The organism is Micromonospora sp. NPDC049201 (assembly GCF_055586805.1).
The window spans coordinates 662,857-679,972 of the sequence record NZ_JBVJHM010000001.1 but is presented as its reverse complement, the minus strand read 5'-3'; the positions used below and the strand labels follow the sequence as shown (position 1 = coordinate 679,972).

Below are 17,116 nucleotides of genomic sequence, written 5' to 3'. Positions count from 1 at the left end.
ACGACCGGCGTCCGCCGCCCCGACCGTCCGATCGGCTAGCCTCCCGGTCATGTCATCGACGTTGACCGAGGCCACGGATCCCTGGTGTCTGCGCCCCGGCGAGGCCGCCGACCTGCTGCGCGACCATCCGTGGCACCGGTTCGTGGTGCTCGGCGACAGTGTCGCGGAGGGCCTGTGCGAGCCGCTCGACGGCTACCCCGACGTGCAGTGGGCCGACCGGGTCGCGGCCGAACTGCGGGCGGTGCGCCCGGAGCTGGCGTACCTCAACCTGGGGCGGCGCGGGCTGCGGGCGCACGAGGTGCGAGCCACGCAACTGGCCGACGCGCTGGCGTTCGGGCCGGACCTGGCGCTCGTGGTGTGCGGTGGCAACGACGCGTTCCGGCCCGGCTACGACCCCGACGCGGTCGACGGGGAGCTGGTCGCGATCATCACCGCGCTCCGCGACGCCGGGGCGGACGTGATCACGGTGGGCATGTTCGACGTCTCGCACAGCCCGGCGGTGCGGGACACGCTGCGCGCCGGGCTGGGCGCGCGGATGCGCCGGCTGGCCCGGCACACCCGCGCGGTGGCCGAGCGCCTCGGCACGCTGCACGTACACCTCACCGACCATCCGCTGGTCGCCGACCCGTCGCTCTACAGCGGCGACGGCCGGCACGGCAGCGCCCGCAGCGACGCCGTCGCCACCGCGGAAACGCTCCGGGTCCTCGCCACCCACCACACCCGTCGTCGGTAGGCGACGCCCGCCACCGGTGGCGGGCCGGTTCCGCGAACACCGTCGGCCGATCGGCCCGGCCCGGCCCCCGGTGACACCGGCGGGTGCCGTGCGCCGGCCGACCCCGACGCCGGACGGCCCTCGCCGCGGGCGACGGTCGGGCGTACGAGCGCCTTTCGAGCTGATGGCGTAGACGACTCAGCACCCTCGCCAGCCGCCCGCGCCACGCCGGGCCGGCTTCGGTGAGTCGTTTCTGCCATCAGCTCGAAAGGCACCCCGAACGACTTCCTTCCCGCCGCCGCCACCCGTTGACCAAGGAGTCGGCGTCGGGTCCACCGCGCTACGGGACGGGAACCCCTTGAGCACGTCACCGCCCGGCGGGAGCGTCCGGGGGCGGTCCGGGACGGTCGGGGGTCAGGAGGCCGGTGAGCAGGGCACGCAGGGTACGGGCGAACAGGTCGCCGTCGGGCGGGGTGGCGGCGTCGGCGAACGCGGCGGCCAGATGGGGGTACGCCGCCAGGTCGACGTGGTCGAACGTGACCGTGCCGGTGGCCGCCGCGCTGCGGGCGAAGAGCGTGACCACGCCGGTGACCATGGCGACCGCCTCGAACTTGGCGGCGACGCCGGCCGGCACCGGTTGCAGGATGCGCAGGCAGGCGTCGAAGTAGGCGAGCGTGTTCGGCCCGGGCGTCGCGCGCCGGCCGAGCGCGTCGGCCAGCCACGGGTGCCGCCGGTGCAGCGCGAGCTGGCGGCGGGCCAGCCGCAGGAACTGCTCGACCCAGTCGCCGTCGTCGCTCGGGTAGGGCCGCAGCTCCCCCACGCACCTGTCGACCATCAGGTCGAGCAGGTCGTCGCGGGACGACAGATGCCGGTAGAGCGAGCCGGCGGCCATGTCCAGCGCGCCGGCCACCGCCCGCATCGACACGGCGTCCAGCCCGCCGGCGTCGGCGAGCGTGACCGCGGCGGCGGCGATGTCGTCCCGGCCGTGTGTCGGGGTCGGCCCACGGCTGCCGCGTGGCGGCCGGCTCCAGATCGACGGGCCGGGAGATCCGCCGCCGGCCGGACTCGTGGATGCGCCGCTCACCATCCCACTGTAAACTGCAAACGACGTTCGCAGTTTCATGGGGTCGGAGGGAGCGGTCATGCAACGGATCACGGCCACGGACGGCGCGGGCATCGTCCTGCACTCCACGGGCACCGGGCCGGGGCTCGTGGTGGTGCACGGCGGCGGGGTGACGATCGCGGAGTACCGCCGGCTGGCCGCACGGCTCGCCGAGCGGTTCACCGTGCACCTCTACAACCGGCGGGGCCGGGCGGACGCCCCACCCCGCCGCGAGCCGTACACCGTGGAGCAGGAGATCGACGACCTCGGCGCGGTGCTCGCGCACACCGGCGCCCGGTGGGCGGTCGGGCACAGCTACGGCGCGTTCGTGGTGCTGCGGGCCGCGCTGCGGCTGCCGCTGGAGCGGATCGCGGTCTACGACGCCCCGCTGCGGCTGGCCGGGCACGGCATGCCGATGGCGTTCCTCGAACCGGCCGAGGCGGCCGTCCGGGCCGGGCGGACCGCCCGAGCGCTGGCCATCGTGGCCGCCGCCGTCGACCCGCAGAACCCGGCGTCGCGGCTGCCGCTGCCGGTCCGGGCCGCGATCACCCGGCTCTTCCTGCGCACCGAGATCGGGCGCACCATGGGCGCGCTGGTCGGGATGACGCTCGCCGAGTCACGGCAGATCCTGCTGCACGACGGGCCGGCCGAGCAGTACGCCGGCATCACCGCCGACACGCTCCTGATCAGCGGCGCCCGGGCCGCGCCGTTCTTCACCGAGACCAACGAGCTGCTGGCCGGCGTCCTCCCGCACGCCCGCACGCTGCGCGTGCCCGGCAGCCCGCACAACGGCATCGCCGTGGCGCCGCCCGCCCTGATCACCCCCCTGACCGCCTTCTTCACCACCCCGGCCCAGGGCGGGATCAGGCGGTGAGCAGGATGCCGGACATCAGCACGCCCCGGGCCAGGTTGAGGACGCCCTCGCAGCCCGGGTAGCCGACGCGCGCCAACGCGCCGGAGGCGGTGCGGTCGAACAGGTACGGCGCGAGGCTGTACGGGACGTCGGCGGTGACCGTCTCGCCGGTCTCGATCCGCACGAAGTCCATCGCCACCCGGTCCGCCTCGTGGTAGCGCTGGAGGATGTGGCCGCCCGCGTCGATCGCGGCGCGTACGCCGTCCTCCCAGGCCACCGCGCTCAGCTCCGGCCCGATCAGCACGCCGTGCCCGGCCGACCCGCCGGCCGGCTTGGCGACCAGCTCGGCCTGCTCGGCCAGCGCCCGGTCGAGCTGGTCGGCGGTGAGCGCGACGGTGTGCGGCACGTACCGGCGGACCAGCACCCGGTCGGGCTCCGGCAGCAGGTCCAGGTCGGCCCAGAGCCAGGCGTAGTTCAGCTTGTTGCTGAGCAGCCAGGCGGCGCTGCTGACGAACATCGGCAACGTGCCGGCCGCCAGCGCGCCGGCCACCGCGTCCAGGCCGGCGCCGGGCGTGACCCGGTTCGGCACGAACAGCCGGAACAGCGCGTCCACCGGGGCGCCGCCGACCACCAGCCGACGTTCGGCGTCCAGGGTGGCGGTGGCCACCGGCGCGATCACCAGGTCGATGCCGAACGGCCGGGCCTGGTCGACGAGCGGAGAGAGAATCCGGATGAACGTCTCCGGGTCGTCCAGCCCCGGATACTCCGCCTCGAAGTCCATCAGCAGCGCCACCCGTGCGCCGTCGGGCAGGCCGAGCGTGTCCCGGATGGCGACGAACCGCTGGTCCAGCAGGGACGGCGCGGGCCGTACCCGGTCGAGCAGGCCGGCGTCGCGGTACAGCTCCGCGTACCGCTGGATCACGGTGTCGGCGTCGAAGCCTCCGCCGAGGCTGCTGTCGATGTTGTACTCCACGATGCACGGCACGCCGCCGGAGAACAGCACGTCCGGCCGGTACGCGGCCAGCAGCCCGTCGTGCAGCTCCTCGTCCGGGTCGAGCAGCCGGGTCTCCCCGTCCGGCACGTCGAGCAGCAGGCGCAGCTCACCGGCGGTGCGGGCGCGCCGCTGGCACGCCTCCAGGATGAGCTGGGCGATCCGGTCGCAGACCTCGTTCAGCTCACGGAACGCGTCCGCGGTGAGCACCGGCGGGCGGGCCAGCCGCCACCGCGTGTTGTAGGTGGCCCGGCCGTGGAAGATCTTCTCCCAGGCGCCGGCGCCGGCCGTCACCATGGCCGACCGGGTGGACTCGGGCAGGTCGGTCCACGCCGCGCCGAGCGGCGGCCACGGGTAGTTCGGGTCCATCGTTCATCCGTCCTTGAGGGTCAGTTGGATGGCGGCGGTGAGCTGGTCCCGGCCGGGCTGTACGGCCCGGTCCAGGGCCGGCGCGAACGGCAGCACCGCGCCGTCGGGCCGGGTGACCCGCCGCGGCGGGGCGGCCAGCCGGACCCGCTCCACCACTGTCGCGATGATCTCCCCGGCGATGCCGCAGGACCGGTTGCCGTCGTCGACCACGACGAGGCGTCCGGTGCGGCTCACCGAGTCGACGAGTCCGTCCCAGTCGAACGGGTACAGCGTGCGGGGGTCGAAGACCTCCACCGACGCCTGACCGGCCAGCTCCTCGGCGACCGCGAGCGCCTCGTGCACCAGGTGCCCGACCGCGACCACGGTGACGTCGTCGCCGGCCCGGCGGACCACGCCCCGACCCAGCGGCACCGGCGCCGGGTCGGCCACGTCCTCCCGTAGGTCCAGCGCGCCGGCCGGGGCGAAGACCACCACCGGGTCGTCGCAGCGGATCGCGGAGACCAGCAGCCCGTACGCGTCGGCCGGGGTGGCCGGCACCACGGTGGTCACCCCGACGTGGGCGAACAACGCGTACGGGTGGTCGGAGTGCTGCCCGGCCCAGCCGGTACGGGAGCCGGAGCCGGGCACCAGGTAGGTGACCGGCACCGCGCACTGGCCGCCGGTCATCAGCGGGAACTTGTGCGCGTGGTTGACGATCTGCTCGAAGACCAGGAACAGCAGCGACGGGATCTGGAACTCCACCACCGGCCGGGCCCCGGCCAGCGCCGCGCCGGTGGCGAAGCTGGTGAACGCCTGCTCCGACAGCGGCGTGTCGCGCACCCGCTCCGGGCCGAACTTCTTCACCAGCCCGGTGGTGACGTTGGCGGCGGCCACCCGGATGTCCTCGCCGAGCACCACCACGGACTCGTCGCGGGTCATCTCGTCGGCGAGCGCCCGGGTGAGCGCCCTACGGTAGGAGAGCCGGGGCATCAGCCACCTCCGGTCCGGGCGGTCAGCCCGCTGGCGTACAGGTGGTCCAGGGCGGTCGCCGGGTCCGGGTGCGGGCCGGCCAGCGCGAAGTCGACGGCGGCGGCCAGCACCGCCTCGACGGAGCCGTCGATCTCGGCCCGCGTCGCCGGGTCCAGCCGCGCGCCGGCGATCTCGACCGGGTCGCGGGAGCGGCCGTCGGCCACCTCCTGCGGTGGCCGGTAGTCGAGGCGTACCCGGTGTTCGAAGGTGTGGTGGGCGTCGAACCGGTAGGTGTGCGCCTCGATCAGCTCGGGTCCGCCGCCGGCGCGCATCCGCGCGACGGCGGCGGCTGCCGCCGCGCGTACCGTCTCCGGGTCCTGGCCGTCGACGGCGGTCGCCGGCATGCCGAACGCCTCGGCCCGCCCGGCGATCGTGCCGGCCACCGCGCCGGCGACCGGCATGGTGGTGGCGTAGCCGTTGTTCTCGCAGACGAACAACACCGGCACCCGCCAGAGCGCGGCCAGGTTGAACGCCTCCAGCAGCATCCCCTCGTTGACCGCGCCGTCACCGAAGAACGTGGCGCCGACCAGGTCGGCGCCACGCCGCCGGCGCTCCCACACCGCGCCGGTGAGGATCGCGCCGGCGGCCCCGACGATGGCGTTGGCGCCGAGCACGCCGACGCCGAAGTCGGCGGCGTGCATCGACCCGCCGCGGCCCCGGTTGAGCCCGGTGACCCGGCCGCACAGCTCGGCCAGCATCCGGGCCGGGTCGGCGCCCTTGGCCAGCACGTGTCCGTGCCCGCGGTGGGTGCCGGTCACCAGGTCACCGGCGGTCAGCGCCGCGCAGACCCCGGCGGCGATCCCCTCCTGACCCAGGTACGGGTGGATGCCGCCGACGATCTCCCCGGCGTCGACCAGCTCGATCGCGCGCTCCTCGAAGCGGCGGATCAGCCGGACCGTCCGGTAGAGCGCGGCCGGGTCGGGGCCGGTCACGCCGGACGGCCCTCCTTGATCGCCGCGAGGATGTCGTCCCAGAGCCGGGCCCGGGCGGCCAGCGCGTCGTTCACCGTGTCCGCGCACTCCTGCCACTTGGTGTCGTCGTCGCCGCACAGGTCGGCGAGCATCTGCATGGCCATCGGGGTGTGCTGCTCGCCGTCGACCTCGATGTGCCGCTCCAGGTAGTCGACGAACGTGTTCAGCCGGTTGCTGCGCTCGTTGACGGCGACGACCTGGGTGAACATCTCCGGGATGAGGTCCTCCCGGCCGAACGCGAACGCCGCCGCCTGGCAGTGCACCGGGGTGGTCTCGATGATCCGCCAGGTGGTGCCCGCGAAGGCCGCCGACGGCGCCGGCACCCCGGCCTCGCCGAACGACTCGGTCACCGGCCGACCGGCGCGCAGCAGGTCCACCAGCTTGTCGACGGGGGTGGTGTCCGCGCCGGCCTCGGTCATGCCGCGCACGTAGAGCTCGAAGTGGCTGATGTAGCCCTCGCCCAGCTCGTCGCTCTCCTCGACCATGACGATGTCGTTGATCAGGCGGCGGCTGCCGGTCGGGCCGGTCGGGATCCACGGGACCGTGACGCAGGTGAGCTGGCGCTGCAACGACTTCAGCAGGGACATGAAGTCCCAGACCGCGAAGACGTGGTGCTCCATGAACGTCACCAGCGCCTCGTGGGTGTCCAGGTTGGCGTAGAGCGGGTGGTTGACCACCACGTCGCGGCGTTCGGTCACCGCCCGCTCCAGCCGCTCGATGCCCGGGTGCGTCTTCCCCCAGTCGTACCGTGACATTTGTCAGCCTCCCTGCTGGGCGCGATCGCGCCAGATGACCGGGCAGTAATCGGGGTCCGCGTAGTCCGGCCGGCCCTCGTGGGTGCGGCGGACCAGCACGTCGTGGTTGTACGCGGCAAGCGAGCCGTCGGAGAGCGGATACTCCCGCCAGGCGTTCTCGCCGTCCTGCAGGTGCAGCGAGATCGCCCGCCGGGGGCGACCGCTGACGTTCGCGCCGCTGCCGTGGTAGGTACGGCAGTGGTGGAAGCTCATGTGTCCCTTGGGGATCACCATGGGGATCTTGCGGATCTCGGCGTGGTTGTACGCCGCGTTCTCGGCCAGCATCACCTCGAGCTGGTCGCGGTCCCGGTCGGCGAAGTGCCGCACCACCGTGTCGTCCGCGCCGATCTCCCGCCACCGGTGCGAGCCGTCGACCATGGTGATGGTGCCCATCTCCACGCCGCAGTCGTGGAACGGGATGAACGCGGTGAGCATCTCCTCCGACGACGAGGACGCCCAGTAGTGCTTGTCGAAGTGCCAGGGCACGATGTTGGACGGCTCACCGGCGATCGGCGGCTTCCAGATCAGCGTGGACTGGAAGATCCGGATCTCGACGGCCCGGGCCAGCCGGGCCGCGACCGCCCCGATCAGCGGCTTGCGCAGGATGCGGGCGATCCCGTCGTGCTCGTGGTGGACGTAGTCGTTGTGCCGCTGCACGTCGCCGCGCGACGGCTCCCAGTAGGCCAGCTTCGGCGGGCGTACCGGCAGCAGCCGGTCACGTTCCCCGGCGTAGTAGCCGTCGGTCGCCGCCACGAGTTCGTCCACCTCGTCGTCGGTGAACAGCTTCTTCGACAGGTACCAGCCGTGCTCGACGTAGTGCCGGACGTCGTCGTCGGAGGGCAGCAGCGCCTCCTCCTCGGCGGTCAGCCCGGGATCGATGGTGGTCATGCCGAGCCGGCCGGGCATGGCCTCCCGGCCCTCGCTTCGCTCGGTGCGTTCACTCATGCCGTCACCCCTCCGGCCGCGACGACGGGGGTCGCCCCCGCCGCGGCCAGTTCACGTTCCTTCGCCTCGTAGAGCGCCTTGATGTTGCCGCTGCCGAAGGTGCGCGCCCCGCGCCGCTCGATGACCTCCAGGAAGAGCGTGCGACGCACGTGCATCGACTCGGTGAAGATCTGCAGGAGCTGGCCGTCGTGGTCGGAGTCGACCAGGATGCTCAGCTCACGCAGCCGGTCCACCGGCGCGTCCAGCCGGCCGACCCGCTGTTCCAGGTCGTCGTAGTAGGCGCCGGGCGTGCGGGCGAAGCGCACTCCCCGGCCGGCGAGCGCGCCGACGGTGGCGACGATGTCGTCGGTGCGCAGCCCCAGGTGCTGCACGCCGGCGCCGGCGTGCCAGCGCAGGAAGTCCTCGATCTGCCCGGGTCGGGCGCCCGTGTCCGGCTCCAGCAGCACCAGGGTGACCTGCCCGGACGGGCTCTGCACCACCTTGGAGTTCATCGCCTGCCCGCCGACCTCGACGTGCTCGGTGAAGATGTGCGCGAAGCCGAACACCTTCTCGTAGTGGGCCACCGTCTCGTCGAGCTGCCCGGGCGGCACGCAGACCGCCAGGTGGTCCACCTCGGCCAGCAGCGCGTCGCCCTCCGGTGCGGCGACCGGCTCGATCGCGCCGGGCAGGAACACGCTCCGGTCCCCGCGCCGTTCCACGAGCCGGTGCAGCACGTCGCCGAAGCCGCCGACCTCGGCGATCACCACCTCGGCGTCCGCGCCGGTGTAGGCGCGCGGCGGCGTCACCCCGGTCGCGCCGCGGGCCACCAGCTCCGCGTACGCCCCGGCGGCGTCGTCGACCGCGAGCGCGACCACGGCGATGCCGTCGCCGTGCCGGTGCACGTAGGTGGCGGCCGGGTGTTCCGCGGACAGGCCGGTGGTCAGCAGCAGCCGGATGCCGGCCTGGGCCAGCAGCAGGGACCGCTGCCCGGCCAGCCCGGTCTCCGGTCCGCCCTGGCCGTGCAGCCGGAACCCGACCGCGGTGTCGAAGTAGAAGGCCGCCTGCCGGGCGTCCCCCACGTAAAGCTCCAGATGGTCTATGCCGTTGATGTGCATGGGCTTCCCCCTGTTCCCCCCGTGGTGGCGACCCGGGCTCGTCGCCCGGGAATGGAGTCTCCGGTCAGGCCGCGGCCGGGGTGGCGACCCGGCGCAGCAGCAGGCTGACGTTCTGGCCGCCGAACCCGAACGAGTTCGACAGCGCGTGGTCGGTCCGGGTGGGCCGGGGCACGGCGCGGACGTGGTCCGCCTCGCACTCCGGGTCCGGGTCGTCCAGGTGGTAGGTGGGCGGGAGCAGGCCGCGCCGCAGCGCCAGCGCGGTGGCCGCGGCCTCCAGCACGCCGGACGCGCCGAGCAGGTGCCCGGTGAGCGCCTTGGTGGAGCTGACCGGCACGCCGCCGACGCCGAACACGTCGGCCAACGCGGTCGTCTCGGCGATGTCGCCGAGTTTGGTGCCGGTGCCGTGCGCGTTGACGTAGCCGACGTCCGCCGGCCCGATCCCGCCGGCGGCGAGCGCCCGGCGCATGCACGCGGCCGCCCCGGCGCCGTCCGGCCGCGGCGCGGTCGGGTGGTACGCGTCGGTGTTGGTGCCGTAGCCGGCGACCTCGGCGTACCCGGTGACGCCCCGGGCGGCGGCGTGCCCGGCCCGCTCCAGCACCAGCAGCGCCGCGCCCTCGGCGAGCACGAAGCCGTTGCGCCGCTTGTCGAACGGGCGGCTCGCCTCGGTGGGCTCGTCCCAGCCGCGCGCCAGTGCCCGGGCGTTGCCGAACGTGTCGGCGAACGTGCCGAACAGCGGCGCCTCGCTCGCCCCGCAGACCACCACGTCGGCCTCGTCGGCGCGGATCAGGCGTACCCCGTCGGCGACGGCCTGGGCCCCGGAGGCGCAGGCCGTGCCCACCGACGAGCTGTAGCCGCGGATGCCGTGCGCGATGGCGATCCGGGCCGACGGCATGTTCGGCAGGATGCCGGTGAGCAGGTACGGGCTGACCGCCGCGCGGCCGCGTTCGGCCCGGGCCACGACCTGACGTTCCAACGTGGCCATCCCGCCGACGCCGCCGACGATCACCGCGATCCGCTCCGGGTCGACGTCGCGCCCCACCTCGATGCCGGCGTCGGCGAGCGCCTCCGCGGCGGTGAGCAGGGCGAGCAGCACGACCCGGTCGAGCACCTTCGTCTCCGGCCCGGAGGCGACGCTGCGCGGGTCGATGTCGGGCAGCACCCCGGCCACCTCGAGGCTGTCCCGCGCGGGGTGCCCCTCGGGGGGCCGGCGCAGGCCGGAGCGGCCGGTGAGCAGCGCGTCGAACGTCTCCGCGACGCCGCGACCGGCCGGCGTGAACAGCCCCATGCCGGTGATCACGGCGGTCATGACGGCGCCTCGGTCAGGTAGCGCTCGCGCAGCGCCACCTTGCGCACCTTGCCGGTCACGGTGACCGGGATGTCCTCGGCGCGTACCGGCACCACCCGGCGCAGCGTGGCGGCCACGTCGGGGCCGAGCGCCGCGCGGATCGCGGCGGTGCGGTCCTGGGCCGGGTCGGCGCCGGCCGCCAGCTCCAGCAGCACGTCGGTGGTGACCGTCCCGTCGGCCTCCTTGACGATCACCACGGTGCAGTCGGTGACGTCGGCGCAGGAGGCGAGGATCCGCTCCTCGGACAGCGCGGTGAAGAACCGCTTCCCGCCCGCCACCTCGACCGAGTCGACCGCACGGTCCAGGTGGTAGTAGCGGCCGTCGTCGTCGGCGTACACCAGGTCGCCGGTGAGGTACCAGCCGCGCAGCCGGAACCGGTAGGTGGTGACCGAGTCGTTCCAGTAGCCCCGGAACAGCGACGGCGAGTCGATGCCCAGCCAGCCGACCTGCCCGGCCGGCAGCTCGTTGCCGTCGGCGTCGAGCACGGCCACCCGCGCGAACCGGTACGGGCGGCCGACGCAGCGGCCGTAGCGGTCGGTGTCCACGGTGTGCGTGATGTGGAACATCGAGTGGCCCATCTCGCTGGAGCCCAACCCGTCGATGAACACCGAGCCGGGCACCCGGGTCACCCCGGCGCGGGTCACCACGTCCCGCGAGCCGACCGCGACCAGCCGGCGCACGTGCGGCTCGTGCGAGCAGTCACCGGTGTTGAACCACAGCCGCACCGAGTCCAGGTCGTAGCCGGACAGGTCGAAACGGGCCAGCTCGGCCCAGGTCATCGAGAAGCCGAAGACGCCGTCCGGCCGCCACCGCTGGATCGCGTCGAGCACCCGTTCGCCGCCCTGCTCGGAGAGCAGGTACATCTGGGCGCGGTTGCCCAACGCCTGGTTGACCATGAGCACGGTGGCGGTGTGCGGGGCGGGCAGCGCATTGAGGATCCGGGTGGTGCCCTGCGCCTGCGGCATGGACAGCAGGTGCCGGGTGGCGGCGAAGAGGCTGGCGTGCGAGTGCAGCACCGCCTTCGGCACGCCGGTGGTGCCGGACGTGTGCGTGATGACGATCGGGTCGTCGGGGTGGTGCCGGTAGTGCGCGGGCGCGGCGGCCGGATCGCCGGCACCGGCGTGCGCCGGCTCACCGAGCAGCGGGGCGCCCAGGTCGTGCCCGGCCAGCGCGGCGGCGTGGTCGGCGTCGGCGAGCACGCCGGCGGCACGCAGCCGGCGGATGTACTCGGCGGCGATCTCCGGGCGCAGCCGGCCGTTCATCAGCGCCGGGATGGCGCCGAGGCGGGTCAGCGCCAGGAACGACAGCACCATGTCGGCGGCGGTGCCGGCCCAGACCGCGACCGGGTCGCGCGGCTGCACGCCGCGTTCGTGCAGCCAGGCCGCCCGGGCGGTGACCATCCGGTCGAGTTCGCCCAGGGTCAGCGGGGTCTCGGCCGGGTGGCCGTCGACAGCGGTGTCGAAGGTGAGCCCCGGCCCGTCCGGGTCGGCGCCGTGGGCCAGCACCCGGGCGAGCACGTTGCCCGCGCCCAGTTCGGTGTCGGCGGCAAGCGCGCCGCGTAGACCTTTCGTCGTCATTGACGTGTCTCCTCCCCCAGCAGCACCGCGGTCGCCTCGCCCGGCGCTCCGTCCGGTGCCGGTTCGATCAGGATCAGCAACGCCTGTGCGGCGTCGCCGTCGTGGCACAGCAGGTCCACCTCGGCCTCACCCTCGGCCCGCGGGTCCCCGGTCGGGCTCAGGCACACCACCGGCCCGTCCAGTCCCCAGCGCGCCGCCACGTGCCCGGCCACGCTGTTCGGCACCGACTGGAAGAAGAACAAGGGGCCGACCCGCCCCCCGCCGGCCACCGTCTCCCGCACGTGCGCCGCCCCGGCCGCGTCGCCGCCGGCGCTGGTTAGCACCACCGCCGTCCGGTTGTCGGCCGGCAACGGCCCGGCGCCGTACCGTCGGGTGAGGCACCGCTCGGCGACGGCCACCACCAGCGGATGGAACGCCGAGAACACGAACCCCGGCACCCCCGGCGGCACCCCGTCGTCCCCGTCCTCCGGCCAGCGCGCCTCGGCCAGCACCCCCCACCTCGTTGATCTTGCAGTTGGTGCCCCCTGGCCGGGCGTTGTGCCCGTCTTGTCGGGGCGGGAAGTGCAAGATCGCGGGGTGGGGTGGGTCGGGGCGGTCACGGGGCACCCACCAGGAGGGCGGTGTTGGCGCCGCCGAAGGCGGCGTTGAGGGTCAGCGCGTACGGGGTCGGGGCGGGTCGGGGGGCGTCGCGGATGACGTCGAGCGGGCAGTCCGGGTCCGGGGCCAGCCAGCCGGCGGTGGGCGGCAGCTTGCCGCGCCCCAACGCCAGCACGGTGACCACCAGTTCGAGCAGCCCGGACGCCTCCAACGCGTGCCCGTGCACCGACTTGGTGGCGCTGACCGGCAGCCGCCCGGCCAGGTCGCCGAAGACCCGGACCAGCGCCGCCGCCTCCGAGGCGTCGCTGAACGGGGTGCCGGTGGCGTTGGCGTTGACGTAGCCGACCTCGCCCGGGGGCAGCCCGGCACGGCGCAGCGCCGACTCGACCGCCCGGGCCAGCCCGAGCCCGCCCGGGTGCGGCTGGCAGGCGTGGTAAGCGTCCCCGGCGCGGCCCCAACCGGCCACCGTGGCCAGCGTCGACGCGCCCCGTCGGGCGGCGACGTCGGCCGACTCCAGCACCACGGCGGCCACCCCGTCACCGAGCAGCAGTCCTTTCCGGCCGGCGCTGAACGGGCGTACCGCCCCGTCGGCGGCGAGCGCCCGGCCGGCGTCGAAGAGCGCGTACTGGTCGGGTTCGACCAGGTAGCCGGCCGCGACCACGACCCGTTCCAGATCGCCGCGCCGGATCAGCGCGGCGGCGTCGGCGACCGCGGTGCTCGCCGAGACGCAGGCGCTGGTGTAGACCCGGGTGGGTCCGCCGAGGCCGCAGCGGTCGGCCAGGTGACCGGCGAGCGCCGGCACCGGCGGCCCGAGCCGCCCGCCGTCCGCCGCGCCCGGCACGTCCGACGGTTCCGCCGGCCACTCGGGTACGGGCAGCGAGTGCGGCCCGCCGTGGGTGGCCAGGAACAGCGCCGTGCCCGCCCGGTCGGCCCGGTCCAGCCCGGCGGCCCGGCCGGCGCGGTCGATCGCGTCGGCCAGCTCGTCGGCGAGCGTGCCGACCTCCGGCAGCGTGGCCGCCACGGTGACGCGTCGGCCGGTGGTGTCGAAGCGGCGCACCGGGCGGAACGCCGGGGCGCCGGTGAGCACCCCGGACAGCAGCGCGTCGGCGCCCCTGCCGAGGGCGCTGACCGCGTGCATGCCGATGATCCGTACGGGGCCCCGCTCAGCCATCTGCGGGAGCGGTCAGCGAGGCGCGGAACACGGTCAACGCGTCGTCGACGGTGCGGACGCCGGCGACCTGGTCGTCGGTCAGGTCCAGCCGGCGGTCGAACCGCTGCTCGACGAGGTGCACCAGCCAGGCCAGTTCCATCGAGCCGAGCCGGTCCGGGACCTGGTCGGTGGGCTTCGCGGTCAGTTCGGCGAGCATCTGCACCAGGTCAGCTCGCCCCAGGTCGGGCTGACCGGACATCAGGAGTTGTCGCTGTTCGCAGCCGCCCGGTCGGCGACCATGGTGGTGAACTCGCCGACCGTCATCAGGGCCAGCTTCTCCGACTCGTCGTCGGCGAACTTCAACCCGTACCGGTCCTCGACCCGGACGGCGAGGTCGGCCAGCGCCAGCGACTCCAGGTCGACGCCGGAGGGGCCGAGGGTGGTGCCGTCGTCGAGGTCCTCGACGTCGTAGTTCATGTCGGCGAGCTGGTCGATGACGAAGGTGCGGACCTCGTCGCGCATGGGTGGGACCTCATTTCGGGGTAACCAGTTTCCGGTGCCCGGTCGGGACACCGTGTCCGGATGGGCCGGCCGGTCCGCCGGCGTCCAGCGGGAGCTGACGCGGCGGCTGCTCCGGCGCACGGGTGGCGCGCCGGCCGGTCCGGGGCGGGGATCGGGGTGGGCCGGGCGGCCGGCGGACGCCCGGTGGTGCTCGCGCGGCGGGCCGGTCACGGGACCGCGTCCCGCAGCGCCGGGGCGGAGCGGACCAGCTTGCCGGTGGTGGTGCGGGGCAACTGGTCGAGCAGGTGCAGCGTGCGGGGCCGTTTGAAGCCGGCCAGCCGCTCGGCGATCAGGTGGTCCAACGTCTCCTCGGTCGTCGCGCCGTCGGTCTGCACGTAGGCGCTGATCCCGTCGTCCCAGACCACCACCGCGGCGGTCACCCCGGGCAGGCCGGCGACGGTGGCCTCCACCTCGGTCAGGTCGACCTTCAGGCCACCCACCGACACCTGCGAGTCGAGCCGGCCCCGGATCGTCACCAGCCCGGTCTCCGGGTCGACCACGCCGGCGTCGCGGGTGTGCAGCCAGCCGTCGGCCCAGCGGGTCGGGTCGGCGAGCCCGACGTACGGGTTCGCCGGGCAGCTCACCCACAGCTCGCCGTCCTGCTCCCGGACCCGGATGCCCGGGGCCGGCGCGATGGCGGGACGGTTCCGCCCGTACAGGTCGGTGCCGATGACGCCGACCTCGGTCATCCCGTACATGTTGCCCAGCGGGACGCCGTAGCGGTCGGTGAAGGCGCGGGCCACCGCGGCGGGCACCAGCTCACCGCCGGTGGTCATGCGCGCGAACTGGGGCAGCGGGCCGGAGGGCACGGTGGAGGCGAGCAGCCCGATGTGGAACGGCACGCCGAGCACGGTGGCCGGGGTGTCCTGGGCGGCGATCGCGGCGAGCACGGCGTCGCCGCTGAGCCGTTCCGGCGGGCACAGCTCGACGCCGGCGTGCAGGCCGTAGAGCAGGCCACCGACCAGGCCGAGCACGTGCACCATGCTGGGCAGCAGGATGATGCGCTCGCCGGGCCGCGCCACCCCGTCGATCTCGGTGTAGCGACGCACCTCGGCGACCAGGTCGGCGGCGGTGCGGCCGATCACCTTGGACGGGCCGGTGGAGCCGGAGCTGAGCTGGATGACCGCGTGCGGGCTGCCGGCCGGACGGTCGGAGTACGCGGTGACGCCGGCGTCGACGTCGACGAAGACCCGCAGCGCGCCACCACCGGAGCGCACCGGCGCGACCACCACCTGCGGGGTGAGCCGGCGCAGCGCCCGGTCGACCTCGTGGTCGGTGAGCCGGTGGTCGAGCAGCACCGCCTGGGCGCCGGTACGCCAGGTGGCCAGCAGGTGCGCCACGTACGCCAGCGACGGGGGCAGGCGCAGCGCCGCCGCGCCGCCGGCGCGCAGCCCGGCCCCGGTCAGCCGGGCCTGTGCCTCGCCGACCAGCCGGCGCAACGTGCCCCGGTCGACCGGGTCGGGCAGGCGGAGACAGACGTCGCTGTCGCGCCCGGCGAGCAGGATGTCGTCCACCCAGCCCGCCGTCGATACGGCATCTTGCGCCCCGGTCACGACCCGCCACCGCCCAGCCTGAAAATGGGCGGGGATCCCGCCCGAGAAGAATGCCCTTCGCGTTCGCTGCCCGGAACACTACGAGGGCCTTCTCGGCATCACCAGATGCAAATGGCTAGATCCAAAACAGCGGCTGGGTGGATTGCTCAGGCTCGATCGGACAGGCAGGATCGGGCGCACGCCGGCACAGTGGCCCGCCGGCCGCGTCGCCGTGCGCGACCACCGGCGCCCCCGGGGGAGGGCGGGTCAGCGGTCGACGGTGGGTGGCGGCGCGGCGCCGCGCAGCACCAGCGCGCTGTTGAACCCGTCGAAGCCGCGCGCCCCGACCAGCGCGATCCGGCTGCGCGGCCGGCGCGGCTCCCGCAGGTACGTCAGCTCGCACCCGGGCGCGGGCTCGTCCGGCCCGGCCCAGGCGGGCAGCACACCACGGGAGAACGCCAGCAACGCGGTCGCCGCGTCCAACGCCGACCCGCCCTGGTGGGCCCGGCCGGTCAGCGGCTTCTGCGTGGTCACCGGCGGGGTCCGGTCGCCGAACACGGCACGCAGCGCGCTCGCCTCGGCCCGGTCGTACGCCGGCACCCCGAGCGCGTCCGGCCAGATCACGTCCACGTCGTGCGGCCGGACCGCGGCCCGCTCCAGGGCCAGCCGCAGCGCACGGGCGTAGTGGGTCGGGTCGGGGCCGGCCGCCACGTCGGTGGGGGTGGCGTCGTGGGTGGCCGCCCAGCCGGTGATCTCCCCGTAGATCCGGGCGCCCCGGTCCAGCGCGTGCCCCAACTCCTCCACCACGAACACCGCGCCGCCCTCGGCCGGCACGTACCCGCTCGCCGCGGCGTCGAACGGCCGGTACGCGCGTGCCGGGTCGGCGACGTCGCTGAGCAGGCCGGAACGGAGCTGGCAGGCCAGCGCGTACGGGCTCAGCGGGCACTCGGTCGCGCCGGCGATCACCACCGGCGTGCCGCGCCGGACGGTGCGTACCGCGTGCGCCAGGCTGTCCAGCCCACCGGCCGACTCGGAGACGGTGACGCCGGACGGCCCCTTGAACTGGTGACGGATGGACAGTTGCCCCACGCTCGCGGCGTAGAACCAGGCGATCGACTGGTACGCCCCGACGGTGCGGGTCGCCCCGCCCCAGAGCCGTTGCAGCTCCCGCTGCCCGAACAGGTTGCCGCCGGACGAGCTGGCCAGCGTCACCGCCCAGCGGTACGGGTCGGGCGAGACCTCCGGCAGCCCGGCGTCGGCCAGCGCCAGCCCGGTGGCGGCGAACCCGAGGTGCGTCCACCTGTCGGTCTGCACCCGCGCCCGGGTCCCGACGAACCCGGCCGGGTCGAAGTCGGCCACCTCGCCGGCCACCCGGGTCGGATAGCCGGCCGGGTCGAACAGCGTGATCGGGCCGGTGCGCCGGGTGCCGGCGAGCACGGTGGCCCAGTGCGCGTCCGCGCCGACCCCGCTGGGCGCGACCACGCCGATGCCGGTCACCACCGCCCGGGCCGTCAC

At 74.7% G+C, this 17,116-nt stretch carries 17 protein-coding genes; 2 read left to right on the top strand and 15 right to left on the bottom strand.

The window, feature by feature from the left end:
* Nucleotides 1–49: 49 nt before the first annotated feature.
* Nucleotides 50–733 (top strand): SGNH/GDSL hydrolase family protein, encoded by a 684-nt coding sequence (locus ACZ6O5_RS02735; RefSeq protein ID WP_465974164.1) that lies wholly within the window; start codon nt 50–52, stop codon nt 731–733.
* A gap of 346 nt (nt 734–1,079) precedes the next feature.
* On the opposite strand, the gene ACZ6O5_RS02730 is transcribed toward ACZ6O5_RS02735, so the two are convergent.
* A complete protein-coding gene (locus ACZ6O5_RS02730) occupies nt 1,080–1,796 on the bottom strand; it encodes a TetR/AcrR family transcriptional regulator (RefSeq protein ID WP_465974163.1) in 717 nt (238 codons plus the stop codon).
* A 58-nt stretch (nt 1,797–1,854) separates the two neighbouring features.
* Between ACZ6O5_RS02730 and ACZ6O5_RS02725 the strand changes: the two genes are divergently transcribed.
* Nucleotides 1,855–2,688, top strand: a complete 834-nt coding sequence (locus ACZ6O5_RS02725) for an alpha/beta fold hydrolase (protein WP_465974162.1) — start codon at nt 1,855–1,857, stop codon at nt 2,686–2,688.
* Here ACZ6O5_RS02725 and ACZ6O5_RS02720 read toward each other — a convergent pair.
* From ACZ6O5_RS02720 to ACZ6O5_RS02655, 14 genes are all read right to left on the bottom strand, one after another.
* Nucleotides 2,678–4,027 (bottom strand): hypothetical protein, encoded by a 1,350-nt coding sequence (locus ACZ6O5_RS02720; protein WP_465974161.1) that lies wholly within the window; start codon nt 4,025–4,027, stop codon nt 2,678–2,680. The two genes, ACZ6O5_RS02725 and ACZ6O5_RS02720, sit on opposite strands and share 11 nt — an antisense overlap.
* Nucleotides 4,028–4,030: 3 nt before the next feature.
* Nucleotides 4,031–4,996, bottom strand: coding sequence for an alpha-ketoacid dehydrogenase subunit beta (locus tag ACZ6O5_RS02715; RefSeq protein WP_107160317.1), 966 nt, complete (start codon nt 4,994–4,996; stop codon nt 4,031–4,033).
* Nucleotides 4,996–5,967, bottom strand: coding sequence for a thiamine pyrophosphate-dependent dehydrogenase E1 component subunit alpha (locus tag ACZ6O5_RS02710; RefSeq protein ID WP_465974160.1), 972 nt, complete (start codon nt 5,965–5,967; stop codon nt 4,996–4,998). The genes ACZ6O5_RS02715 and ACZ6O5_RS02710 overlap by 1 nt, the downstream gene beginning before the upstream one ends.
* Complete coding sequence (locus ACZ6O5_RS02705) at nt 5,964–6,761, bottom strand: DUF3050 domain-containing protein (RefSeq protein WP_281941737.1); 798 nt, start codon at nt 6,759–6,761, stop codon at nt 5,964–5,966. Before ACZ6O5_RS02705 ends, ACZ6O5_RS02710 begins: the two co-directional genes overlap by 4 nt.
* A 3-nt stretch (nt 6,762–6,764) precedes the next feature.
* Complete coding sequence (locus tag ACZ6O5_RS02700; protein WP_465974326.1) at nt 6,765–7,688, bottom strand: phytanoyl-CoA dioxygenase family protein; 924 nt, start codon at nt 7,686–7,688, stop codon at nt 6,765–6,767.
* A gap of 53 nt (nt 7,689–7,741) precedes the next feature.
* Entirely contained in the window at nt 7,742–8,839 is a 1,098-nt protein-coding gene (gene hppD, locus ACZ6O5_RS02695; protein WP_465974159.1) for a 4-hydroxyphenylpyruvate dioxygenase, read from the bottom strand.
* Nucleotides 8,840–8,903: 64 nt separating this feature from the next.
* Nucleotides 8,904–10,145, bottom strand: coding sequence for a beta-ketoacyl-[acyl-carrier-protein] synthase family protein (locus ACZ6O5_RS02690; RefSeq protein ID WP_281941741.1), 1,242 nt, complete (start codon nt 10,143–10,145; stop codon nt 8,904–8,906).
* Nucleotides 10,142–11,761 (bottom strand): class I adenylate-forming enzyme family protein, encoded by a 1,620-nt coding sequence (locus ACZ6O5_RS02685; RefSeq protein WP_465974158.1) that lies wholly within the window; start codon nt 11,759–11,761, stop codon nt 10,142–10,144. Before ACZ6O5_RS02685 ends, ACZ6O5_RS02690 begins: the two co-directional genes overlap by 4 nt.
* Nucleotides 11,758–12,252, bottom strand: coding sequence for a beta-ketoacyl synthase chain length factor (locus tag ACZ6O5_RS02680; RefSeq protein WP_465974157.1), 495 nt, complete (start codon nt 12,250–12,252; stop codon nt 11,758–11,760). The genes ACZ6O5_RS02685 and ACZ6O5_RS02680 overlap by 4 nt, the downstream gene beginning before the upstream one ends.
* Nucleotides 12,253–12,356: 104 nt before the next feature.
* Nucleotides 12,357–13,529: a beta-ketoacyl-[acyl-carrier-protein] synthase family protein gene (locus ACZ6O5_RS02675; RefSeq protein WP_465974156.1), complete on the bottom strand. Its 1,173-nt coding sequence runs from the start codon at nt 13,527–13,529 to the stop codon at nt 12,357–12,359.
* Entirely contained in the window at nt 13,522–13,767 is a 246-nt protein-coding gene (locus ACZ6O5_RS02670; protein WP_107160333.1) for a hypothetical protein, read from the bottom strand. Before ACZ6O5_RS02670 ends, ACZ6O5_RS02675 begins: the two co-directional genes overlap by 8 nt.
* On the bottom strand, nt 13,767–14,030 hold the full coding sequence (locus ACZ6O5_RS02665) for an acyl carrier protein (RefSeq protein WP_107160335.1): 264 nt from the start codon (nt 14,028–14,030) through the stop codon (nt 13,767–13,769). The genes ACZ6O5_RS02670 and ACZ6O5_RS02665 overlap by 1 nt, the downstream gene beginning before the upstream one ends.
* Nucleotides 14,031–14,236: 206 nt before the next feature.
* On the bottom strand, nt 14,237–15,622 hold the full coding sequence (locus tag ACZ6O5_RS02660; RefSeq protein ID WP_465974155.1) for a class I adenylate-forming enzyme family protein: 1,386 nt from the start codon (nt 15,620–15,622) through the stop codon (nt 14,237–14,239).
* A gap of 246 nt (nt 15,623–15,868) precedes the next feature.
* Nucleotides 15,869–17,116, bottom strand: coding sequence for a beta-ketoacyl synthase N-terminal-like domain-containing protein (locus tag ACZ6O5_RS02655; protein ID WP_465974154.1), 1,248 nt, complete (start codon nt 17,114–17,116; stop codon nt 15,869–15,871).